Origin of the sequence: Methylocaldum sp. RMAD-M, from assembly GCF_017832375.1 — a bacterium.
Taxonomy (GTDB): domain Bacteria; phylum Pseudomonadota; class Gammaproteobacteria; order Methylococcales; family Methylococcaceae; genus Methylocaldum.
The window spans coordinates 264785-274484 of the sequence record NZ_JAFIBZ010000006.1; the positions used below are offsets into that span (position 1 = coordinate 264785).

Here is a 9700-nt window from a genome sequence, read left to right on the forward strand (position 1 = left end):
AAATCTATTTGGCGTGCTACGGCCTATTGCCGCTGCACGCTTCGCTTGGAAGCGCCGGTTCTCTTTGCGGGCTTGCGGGAGAGAATGGTCGGAGTACGGACGGCGGTCCGGGACTCCCCGGATTCGACGGGCATCCCGACGTATATTTGCACAAATCATTTTTGTGCAAATATACTTACCCCCCCGTGAGAAGCTCCGACCATGTGCCGACGTGATGTGACAGTTTATTGCCCTCTGACGCACAGGACGTCGGGACATCGGGTTTCTCACGTTCTTACCAAGAGAGTCGTCTTCGTTAAGCGGGGGATGGTCGGAATAAGGGGGGACACCTTATCGGGTAGCCCGAATGCCGCGTTACCCGGTCGAAATCTTCCGTTGGCGGCTTTGAAGCCTCAGTCCTCAGCGAGATGGAAACGCTCGAGTCCAGTGCACGTCTCAGTACCTGCTCCTTAACAACTATACCTAATTCTCGGCGGAAATATCTTATGAGTATCTCTCCCAAGAAAATCTTTACGGGATTCGATTCGACACGCTACACGGCGTACAACCTCGGCAATTTTCGCGAAATCCCGCAAATGGCACGGCTCAGTGAGGAGCAATTGTTCGAAATCGAAGTCGTGGGGCGAGTGCTGCCCTTCAAGACCAACAATTTCGTGGTCGACGAGCTGATCGACTGGGATAACATCCCCGACGATCCGATGTTCATATTGACCTTTCCGCAGCGCGACATGCTGTTGCCGCACCATTACGAGGAAATGGCGGAACTCGTGAAAGCCGGCGCGAGTCCGGCCCTGATCCGCGAGGCGGCGGACCGTATCCGCTTGGAGCTCAATCCCCATCCGGCGGGCCAGTTGGATCTTAACGTCCCTCATTTGAACGGCGAACCTTTGCACGGCATGCAGCACAAATACCGGGAGACCGTGCTGTTTTTTCCGAGCCCGGGCCAGACCTGCCACGCCTACTGCACGTTCTGCTTTCGCTGGCCGCAGTTCGTGGGACTGTCCGGCTTGAAGTTCGCGAGCCGCGAAGCGGAACATCTGGTCGCCTATCTTAAGGCGCACCCGGAAGTGACCGATGTGCTCTTCACCGGCGGCGATCCGCTGCTCATGTCGGCGCGGCGGCTGGCCGATTACCTGGAGCCGCTGATCGCGGCGGATCTTCCCAATCTGCGGCATATCCGGATCGGCACCAAGGCGCTCTCCTATTGGCCTTACCGCTTTCTCACCGACGCCGATTCCGACCACATGGTCGCACTGCTTCGGAAAGTGGCCGCCAGCGGCAAGCATCTGGCAATCATGGCGCATTTCAATCATCCACGGGAGCTGGAACCCCAGCCGGTCCGGCAGGCGATTCAGCGGCTACGCTCGACCGGCGCGGTGATCCGCACCCAATCGCCGGTGCTCCGCCACATCAACGACGACCCGGCGCTATGGGCGCGGATGTGGAATGCCCAGGTCGACCTGGGCTGCGTTCCGTATTACATGTTCTTGGCGCGCGATACCGGCGCTCAGCATTATTTCGCCGTGCCCCTGGTGCGTGCCTGGGAGATTTTCCGGGAAGCCTACCAGCGGGTGAGCGGCCTCGGCCGTACGGTGCGGGGTCCCAGCATGTCCGCCTGTCCCGGCAAAGTCCAGGTGCTCGGCGTCACCGAGGCGGCAGGCGAAAAGATCATCACGATGCGGTTTCTTCAAGGCCGGAATCCCGATTGGATTCATCGTCCGTTCTTCGCCGAGTACGACGACAAGGCGACATGGCTGGACGAACTCAAACCCGCGTTCGGTCAACCGCAGTTTTTCTTCCAGGACGAACTGGAACGGATCTATCGTGAATGCCAGTTCGCTTCATCGTAGGTTTAGAGAACTGAAATCGACAGGGGCCCGGACTGCCGCAGGCCTGTTTCAGGGTCTCGTTCGCGGCAACGGTCCAGGCGGTCGGGAGCGGATTATTCGCCTTGGATATAGCTCGACTGCGCTGTCGACAAGGAAAATCGGACTGATGCAACATAATTCCATTCGACATTCGAGTGAAAATTAATCGTAGGATGGGTAGAGCGAAGCGAAACCCATCGATGGTGGGTTAGCCCTTCGGCTCCGCGTCACCCACCGATTGAAGGTCGTTCGGTGGGTTACGGCGGACAAGAAGCGCAGTGATTGGCGGTCGGTCAGTGCTGATGTGTGCCTAGCCAATCCAACGAAAATGAATGCCTGACCGAAAGCGATTGGGAATAAGGAAGCTGATTTATTAACCCGGCCTATAAATATAGGCCGGGTTAATCCGGCGCGGCGACAAGCCGCGTGAGCCCAGGCCGGGCGTGTACCGGGCCTGGGCGGCCCGAAATACCAGGAGGGTATTTACGGGCCTGATTAATAACCGTTGAGCCACGCAACAGAACTGGATAAGGAGATCCTGCATGACCGTCAACCCCGGCTTTTTTTCGTCTTACAAACCCTTGCCCCTTGTGGCGGCCTTGGCAGCGGTCCCAAGCTTCCACAGCGCGGCGGCGGAAAGCGACGCTAGCCAAAATCCCTGGGCCTTCAACCTCACGCTCTACGCATGGCTGCCCGGCGTGGACGGCAAGTTTTCCGCGGGGCCGTTCAACAAGTCGGTCGACTCCACCTTCATCGACATCGCCGAGGAGCTCAGGAACTTCCCGCTGGCCTTCATGGGACGGCTCGAAGCGCATTACGAGCGGCTGGGGTTCTATCTGGACGGCAATTACGTGAATCTGGATTTCGAGCCCCGGTTCGCTCGTGGCATCAGCAGAGGCTTGTCGAGCCAGTTGGGCGTCATGGAGTATGGTGCCATGTACCGCGTGTTCGGCCCGGCCGCCTCGGAACGCATCGCCCACTGGGACGAGAAACCGCGCTCCAACATGCTCGAGCTCTATGCCGGCGGACGCACCCTCTGGCTGGACAATCAGGTCGAGTTCAGGGGCATCGGCAGCGCCTCGACCGGCAAGAGCTTCACCAGTCCGGTCATAGGCGCGCGGTTCACGGTGCAACTCAGCCCGAAATGGTTCGTCCTGGTGGACGGCAACGGCGGCGGCTTCGGCGTGGACAGCATCGACTTCGCCGGGTCCGTGCTGGGGCTGGTCGGCTACCGCACCACCCTGTTCGGCATGCCTGCCTCGATCGAGGCAGGCTACAAGGCCTTGCGCCTGGACGTGAGCAAGCGCATCATCGAAACCGATGTGACCCTGAGCGGTCCGTTCCTCGGGCTGACGGGCTATTGGTAGACATCGAGACGGGTAGTTTGGGCATGCACCCATGTCCGACACGGATGGACTGAAGACTGATTGGAGAAGCCGCCCATGCTCATCGTTCCTTCCGGCTCATGTTTCGGCCGTTCGTTCTTTTCCTGGGTCTGATCCTGTTGACGAATGGAGCCGCCCTTGCCGTGCGGAAAGCCGCCGACCCGCTGCCGTCCTGGAACAACGGCCAAACGAAGCAAGCCATCCTGGCGTTCGTAAAGAAGGTGGCCGACAGGAAGAGCGCCGATTACGTTCCACCTACCGAGCGCATCGCCGTGTTCGACAACGACGGCACCCTGTGGGCCGAGCAGCCGCTGTATTTCCAGGGACTGTTCGCGCTGGACCGGGTGAAGGTGCTGGCCCCGCAGCATCCCGAATGGAAGGAGCGGCAGCCGTTCAAGGCCGCGCTGGAAAACGATCTGGCGGCACTCGCGGCCCGCGGCGACAAGGGGCTGGTCGAAGTGGTCATGGCCACCCATGCCGGCATGACCACGACCGAGTTCGCGGCCATCGTCGAGGACTGGCTGGCAGAGGCCCGGCACCCCAAGTTCGGGCGGCCTTACACCGAACTGGTCTACCAGCCCATGCGGGAACTGCTGGCCCACCTCCGCGCCAACGGTTTCAAGACCTACATCGTCTCGGGCGGCGGGATAGATTTCATGCGGCCTTGGGTCGAAAAAGCCTACGACATTCCGCCCGAACAGGTGGTGGGGAGCAGCATCGAGACGAAGTTCGAACTGCGCGACGGCAAGCCGGTGCTGGTAAGGCTGCCGGAGGTGGATTTCGTCGACGACCGGGCTGGCAAGCCGGTGGGCATCCACAAGTTCATCGGGCGACGGCCCATCGCCGCCTTCGGCAATTCGGACGGTGACCTTCAGATGCTTCAATGGACGGCGGGTGGCGAAGGGGCGCGGCTCATGGCGCTGGTCCACCATACCGACGCCGAGCGCGAGTGGGCCTACGACCGCGAGTCGTCCGTCGGCCGGCTTGACCAAGCGCTAGACGAGGCGAAGACTCGCGGCTGGATGGTGGTGGACATGAAGCGGGACTGGAAGCGGGTGTTTCCATTTTCCGAGTGAGCCGAGTAATTCCATTCGGCATTCGAGTGAATATTCATCGTAGGATGGGTAGAGCGAAGCGAAACCCATCGATGGCGGGTTAGCCCCTAGTCTCCGCTCAGGACAGGCTCCGCGTAACCCACCGATTAGAGGCCGCCCGGTGGGTTACGGCCTCGCGGCCTAACCCACCCTACAAAGTTGATTCCCCATTGAAAGATTGAAAGCAATTTTGAATAAGCGTTCGATGCGCACGCGTTCAAGGCCTGGACTGAGATCAATAACTCGTGTGCGGGTGTATCCAAGCGGGTGCGGTCTGCTATTACAGGACCGAGGTCCGTTAGAGGCTGATGTCGGGTTTGGCTATAACTTTCAAGCGGAATGCAAGACAAAGAATTAAGGAGTACAGGGATGGTCGAAGCTGGAATGAGACCGGCAACAAATCGTCCGAATTCAAGACTGGGTTTGAGTCTGTTGTGGCTTGTAGCGGCGCTGGTGGCCGCCTGCGCGACGACGCACCTCAAGGATTCCTGGAAGGACCCGCAGTTCAGCGATGTGCCGTTTCGCAAGGTCCTGGTCATCGGCGTCAGCCGCAGCGATGCGAACCGACGTCTGTTCGAGGACGGTTTCGTACAGGCGTTGCGCACATCCGGAACCGAAGCCTCGGCGAGTTATTCGCTGCTGCCGGAAGAAGGCCCCCTGCCGAAAGAGAGAATCAAGCAGGCGGTTGCAAAAACCGGCGCCGATTCGGTGTTGGTCACACGGGTCCTCCGGGTGCAACGCAAGGTGGACGTCAGCCCCGGTTACGTCGGACCCGGTCCAGGATTTTACGGCTGGTACGGGGCAACCTGGGCGGCCGCGCCCGAAATCCACGCGTATGACGTTATGACCATCGAGTCGACGCTGTGGGACATCAAGCGCGAGCAAGCGGTGTGGTCGGGAATCAGCGAGTCGATCGACCCGAAGGATGTCACCAAAGTGACCCGGGAGCTGGCTGAAGCGCTGATCGCCAAGATGAAGGAAGACAAGGTGTTGTGACCGACGCCGAAGCGGTTCCCTCTCGAATCGAGGACACCGCCCCCCTTGGCCAGGAAGCGTATGGAAACCTGCGACGAGTTCCGTAACGAGAAGAACTCCAACCGGGAGGGCGCCTTCCGCATCCCGCTGCTGCTGCGCTGGCCCGGCAAAATCCCGGCGGGCATGGTCTCCAACGAAATCGTCCAGCACCACGACTGGCTGCCGACGTTTCTCGCGGCGGCTGGCGAGCCGGATGTCGTGGAAAAGTGCAAGAAAGGCCACCAGGCGGCGGGCAAGACCTTCAGGGTCCATATCGACGGCTACAACCTGCTCCCCTACCTGACCGGCCAGAAGGCGGCCAGCTTCACTATCGATCAGGCCCTGGCGAAAATGAGCGAAGTCGCCAGCGGCGCCGGGCGCTAAGCGTCCGCGGCTCGTGAAACGGCCCGCGGACACGGCCGAAGATCGCGAGAGAGACGCTCATGGGCGTGGCCGCGCTGCTGTTGCTCGCGGTTAAGGTCAGCATCCTTCTCATCGTCTTCGGCCTTGGCCTTTTCCGCAAATCCCAAGGGCGCTGGGTATCTGTTCCGTAGACCGGTGCGGCTGGTTCGGTGGCTGCTGCTATGAACCTGGTCATGCCGCTGTTCACCCGATGTTACTCGGACGGATCGGGCCTTCCGGCCGGTCCGAGATCACCCAGCACTTCTTCCACCAGTTCCCGCAGCTTGGGTTTGACCTCTTTCAAGGCGGTCCGGCCCTGGTCGGTGATCCGGTAGTACTTGCGTGCCTTGCCGCCCACCACGGTTCGCTCGACGCTGAGATAGCCCGCCTTCTCCAGGCCATGAAGAATGGGATAGAGCGTGCCGGGGCTCAGGCGATAGCCGTGGCGCTGAAGTTCCTCCAGCATCGCTGCGCCGTAGAAGGGCTTCTCGGCGGCGTGGTGAAGCAGGTGGACTCGGACGAAGGCCAGGAATATGTCGTAATACAATTTGCTCATTCGTTTTCGATCATCGACCCAGCCCGCCGGCTGCCGGAAGGTGAAGCGTAGCGGCGTCTGGAGTGAGTCGGGTGCGGTGCCTAGCCGGATGATCGGCGTGATGCGCTGGAAGCGTCATGCCGCCGCTTCGCGACCGCGTGCCAGAGGAGACCGGCGGCAATAAGTCCTAAACCGGTCAGCCAAATCTGCCGCTCCACCCAGAACGCCAGGAACAGACACGCCAGTAATCCCAGTCCTGCGACCCAGGGCGGATAAAGCCGCTGCTCGGCAGGCAGCCGCAGCGCCGCGGCATTCGTTAGGGCATAGTAGATCAAGACGGTGAATGCGCTAAATGACCACGTCGTTTTGACATTGCCGATCAGCACGAGCCCGCCGATAACCACACCTACCGCCAGTACGGCCCAGTAAGGCGTCGTCTTGGCTTCATCGAGGCGTTCAAAAATAACCGGCATATCGCGGCGGCGGCCCATCGCCAGCAGCACGCGCGACAGTCCCAGAATCAGGTTGAGCAGCACGCCCAACATGGCCGTCACGGCACCGATCGCCAGAATGTGCGGGCTGAAAGGGATGGGAAACTGCCGCGCGGCCACGGCCAGCGGTGCGGCTTGTGTGCTCGTCGCATCCGTCGCCGCACCGCTCAGCCCCTCGGCTCCAGCGGCTCCGACGCCGACCGCCGCCACGGCGATATAGAGCACCATGGTCACGATCATGGTGAGGATGATCGCTGTGGGAATCGTGCGCTTCGGTTCGTGCACTTCCTCGCCCAAGGTAGCGATACGTCCATACCCCGTGTAAGCCACGAACATCAAGGCGGCCGCGTGAAACAATGCGCCGAGAGGGCCGGTCTCGTCCGCTCTGGGCGCGAAAAACGGCGTGAAGTTGGCGCCCGATGTGACCGACAAGCCGGCCATGACGAAGAAAAGCAGACTCAGCAGGGTCACCGAGACAATGACGACGTTGGTCACGTTTGAACGGTGGATGCCGCTCAGCGCAACCAGCGTGAGCGCTATCACCGCCGCCAGCGCCAGAAGGACCAGATAATCCTGCGAGAGGCCCAAGGCCCCCAGCGTGTAACCGGCGAAACCCAGAGCGGCGGTGGCAGCGGAGGCGGACTTGGCAATCAGGAACATCCAACCGGCGGTGAAGCCCAGCCAGGGATTGAGGTATTGATAGCCGTACTCGTATGTGCCGCCGCTGACGGGATGGCTGGCGGCGAGTTGGGCGCTGCTGAGTCCATTGCAGATGGCAACCAGGGCCGCCAGCACGATAGCCAGAATGGCGGATGGTCCGGCGATGCCCGTCGCAATGCCGATGCTCACGAATACGCCCGTGCCGACCATGGCACCCAGGCCCATCATGATCGCACCGAACAATCCCAATCGCCGTTGGAGTCGAGGCGAGCCAGGGGCCTGTTTTGCTTGACGGATCCGTGGTTCGCTCATCGTTTCACCTCTCGCCAGCGCCGGCGACCGTCAGGACCATTCCGTATCGAACGGATCGCGCGTCGAGTTCAGCACGGTGAGACGGGTCAAACGACTTCATGGGATGTTCTCCGATTACATTCAGGTCCGAGGCGAAATCATACTATCGAAATCCGTTATCGGATATCGATAATATATCGTGCCGGGGTTGTGCGAGGCCCCGACAAGCGATATCTGTCTAAGGAGATAAATCGCTTTCTTGGCGGACACCACGAACGGAGGGATGGACGATGAAGGTACTCATCATTTTCAACAGGCCGCCCTATGACGGCACCGACGTGACATGGAATGGGCTGCGGCTGGCGGGGAAACTGCTTGAAGCCAGTCAGGATGTGCGTATTTTTCTGATGAACGATGCCGTCGACATGGCGCGGGACGCTTGTAAAGTTCCGGAAGCTTACGACCAGGACCTCGTCATGATGCTCAAACAGTTGATCGCAAGAGGCGTGACCGTGAAAGTTTGCGGAACCTGCATGGCCCGATGCGGCATCCATAAAAACCAGCCTTACTACGAAGGCGCACGCCAGTCCACCATGGCCGAGCTTGCGGAATGGGTGGTCGATAGCGACAGGGTCATCACCTTATGAACAGCCGGCTCAACCATCGCGACGGCGGTCCCGTGAAAGGACGCCGCTCCGTTTCATCGTTGACCCGCCGGACACCGGGCATCATCTGGGCAGCGGGTCTTCTCGCAGTTACGGTTCAGGCTCAGGAGGCGGGGCAGCCTTTGATGGAAAAGGCCAGGCAGCTGTTCGAACCGCTCCCCAAGGATATGGCGACCGAGGAGTTTCCGACCGATCCCGCGCGTGTCGCACTGGGCCGGAAGCTGTTTTTCGATCCCCGGCTTTCCCTGGACGGCACCGTGAGTTGCCAGACCTGCCATCGTCCCGGCCTGTACGGAACCGACGCCTTGCCTAAATCGATCGGCGCCGAGCATCGCCTGAACGCCCGCAACGCGCCCACCGTGCTCAATGCCGCGCTCCAGTTCAAGGCCCTTTGGATCGGCGACCGCGCCAACGTGGAGGACCAGGCCATGAAATCGCTGACGGGACAGACCAGTTTCGGCAATCCCGATCCTGCGGCCGTGATCCGGAAGCTCAAGGCGCTGGGCTACGAAGCCGAGTTCAAACAAGCCTTCCCGAACGATCCGGAGCCGGTGAAGCCGGAGAACTGGGGCAAGGCCATCGGCGCCTACGAGCGCACCCTGGTGACGCCCTCGCCCTTCGACGCCTATCTCAAAGGCGATGCCAAGGCCCTGACGCCTCAAGCGCGGAACGGCTTGAAGACCTTCATCGACCTCGGCTGCGTCTCCTGCCATAACGGCGTGGCTGTCGGTGGCTCTGCGTTTCAGAAATTCGGAATACTCGGGGATTACTGGACGGAGACCGGCAGCCCGTCGATCGACGAAGGTCGTTTCAAGGAAACCAAAAATCCCGCCGACAAGTATCTCTTCAAGGTCCCTGGCCTCCGCAACGTGGCCATGACCCCGCCGTATTTCCATGACGGCTCGGTGGCTACCCTGCCGCAGGCGGTGCGCGTCATGGGCAAAGTGCAACTCGGCAAAGAACTCACCGACCAGGAAGTCAGCGACCTGGTAGCCTTCCTGAACAGCCTGACGGGCGAGTTGCCCAGGGAATTTGCCACCGAGCCGGTACTGGCGCCACAGGCCTTCTCGGCGACGCCGCCATGATTCGCAGGAAGACTCCTGCTGAACCGCTTAAAGCGTTTTCATCGCGCTCGTACGGCAAAACAGGCTTGGCGGACGTCGTTGGCGCCTTCGGCTAGGGTAGATCGATTCAAGCTTTCGTAGATACCGTCTTAGAAATCACGATGCAAGCCCATGATTGGGATCGAACGGTCGGCCGGACTTAAGGACGCCGTAGGCCAGGACGAGGAGCTT

9 protein-coding genes are annotated in these 9700 nt (G+C 60.6%); 7 read left to right on the plus strand and 2 right to left on the minus strand.

Going from position 1 to position 9700, the window contains the following annotated elements:
• Window positions 1-485: 485 nt before the first annotated feature.
• The 5 genes from JOD69_RS08975 (at window position 486) to JOD69_RS08995 (ending at window position 5745) form a co-directional block, all read left to right on the plus strand.
• Entirely contained in the window at window positions 486-1850 is a 1365-nt protein-coding gene (locus JOD69_RS08975; protein ID WP_086134158.1) for a lysine 2,3-aminomutase, read from the plus strand.
• Window positions 1851-2410: 560 nt separating this feature from the next.
• Window positions 2411-3235 carry a hypothetical protein gene (locus JOD69_RS08980; protein WP_086134159.1) on the plus strand — a complete coding sequence of 275 codons (825 nt, stop codon included), beginning with the start codon at window positions 2411-2413 and terminating at the stop codon, window positions 3233-3235.
• Window positions 3236-3333: 98 nt separating this feature from the next.
• Complete coding sequence (locus JOD69_RS08985) at window positions 3334-4329, plus strand: HAD family hydrolase (RefSeq protein WP_077730683.1); 996 nt, start codon at window positions 3334-3336, stop codon at window positions 4327-4329.
• 402 nt (window positions 4330-4731) lie between these two features.
• Entirely contained in the window at window positions 4732-5343 is a 612-nt protein-coding gene (locus JOD69_RS08990) for a DUF4136 domain-containing protein (protein WP_139841064.1), read from the plus strand.
• 60 nt (window positions 5344-5403) lie between these two features.
• Complete coding sequence (locus JOD69_RS08995) at window positions 5404-5745, plus strand: sulfatase/phosphatase domain-containing protein (RefSeq protein ID WP_086134160.1); 342 nt, start codon at window positions 5404-5406, stop codon at window positions 5743-5745.
• Between the two features lie 232 nt (window positions 5746-5977).
• On the opposite strand, the gene JOD69_RS09000 is transcribed toward JOD69_RS08995, so the two are convergent.
• Together JOD69_RS09000 and JOD69_RS09005 are read right to left on the minus strand one after the other, a co-directional pair.
• Entirely contained in the window at window positions 5978-6319 is a 342-nt protein-coding gene (locus JOD69_RS09000; protein WP_086134161.1) for a PadR family transcriptional regulator, read from the minus strand.
• Window positions 6320-6399: 80 nt separating this feature from the next.
• Entirely contained in the window at window positions 6400-7761 is a 1362-nt protein-coding gene (locus JOD69_RS09005) for an APC family permease (protein WP_086134162.1), read from the minus strand.
• 269 nt (window positions 7762-8030) lie between these two features.
• Between JOD69_RS09005 and JOD69_RS09010 the strand changes: the two genes are divergently transcribed.
• Together JOD69_RS09010 and JOD69_RS09015 are read left to right on the plus strand one after the other, a co-directional pair.
• Window positions 8031-8387, plus strand: coding sequence for a DsrE family protein (locus tag JOD69_RS09010; RefSeq protein ID WP_086134163.1), 357 nt, complete (start codon window positions 8031-8033; stop codon window positions 8385-8387).
• Complete coding sequence (locus tag JOD69_RS09015; RefSeq protein WP_086134164.1) at window positions 8384-9490, plus strand: cytochrome c peroxidase; 1107 nt, start codon at window positions 8384-8386, stop codon at window positions 9488-9490. Before JOD69_RS09010 ends, JOD69_RS09015 begins: the two co-directional genes overlap by 4 nt.
• Window positions 9491-9700 lie beyond the last annotated feature (210 nt).

What these genes read in the sequence shown, in the direction of transcription:
- JOD69_RS08995 (WP_086134160.1), top strand. Translation starts at nt 5,404, where the DNA reads ATGGAAACCTGCGACGAGTTCCGTAACGAGAAGAACTCCAACCGGGAG.
- JOD69_RS09005 (WP_086134162.1), bottom strand. Translation starts at nt 7,761, where the DNA reads ATGAGCGAACCACGGATCCGTCAAGCAAAACAGGCCCCTGGCTCGCCT.
- JOD69_RS08975 (WP_086134158.1), top strand. Translation starts at nt 486, where the DNA reads ATGAGTATCTCTCCCAAGAAAATCTTTACGGGATTCGATTCGACACGC.
- JOD69_RS09000 (WP_086134161.1), bottom strand. Translation starts at nt 6,319, where the DNA reads ATGAGCAAATTGTATTACGACATATTCCTGGCCTTCGTCCGAGTCCAC.
- JOD69_RS08990 (WP_139841064.1), top strand. Translation starts at nt 4,732, where the DNA reads ATGAGACCGGCAACAAATCGTCCGAATTCAAGACTGGGTTTGAGTCTG.
- JOD69_RS08985 (WP_077730683.1), top strand. Translation starts at nt 3,334, where the DNA reads ATGTTTCGGCCGTTCGTTCTTTTCCTGGGTCTGATCCTGTTGACGAAT.
- JOD69_RS09015 (WP_086134164.1), top strand. Translation starts at nt 8,384, where the DNA reads ATGAACAGCCGGCTCAACCATCGCGACGGCGGTCCCGTGAAAGGACGC.
- JOD69_RS09010 (WP_086134163.1), top strand. Translation starts at nt 8,031, where the DNA reads ATGAAGGTACTCATCATTTTCAACAGGCCGCCCTATGACGGCACCGAC.
- JOD69_RS08980 (WP_086134159.1), top strand. Translation starts at nt 2,411, where the DNA reads ATGACCGTCAACCCCGGCTTTTTTTCGTCTTACAAACCCTTGCCCCTT.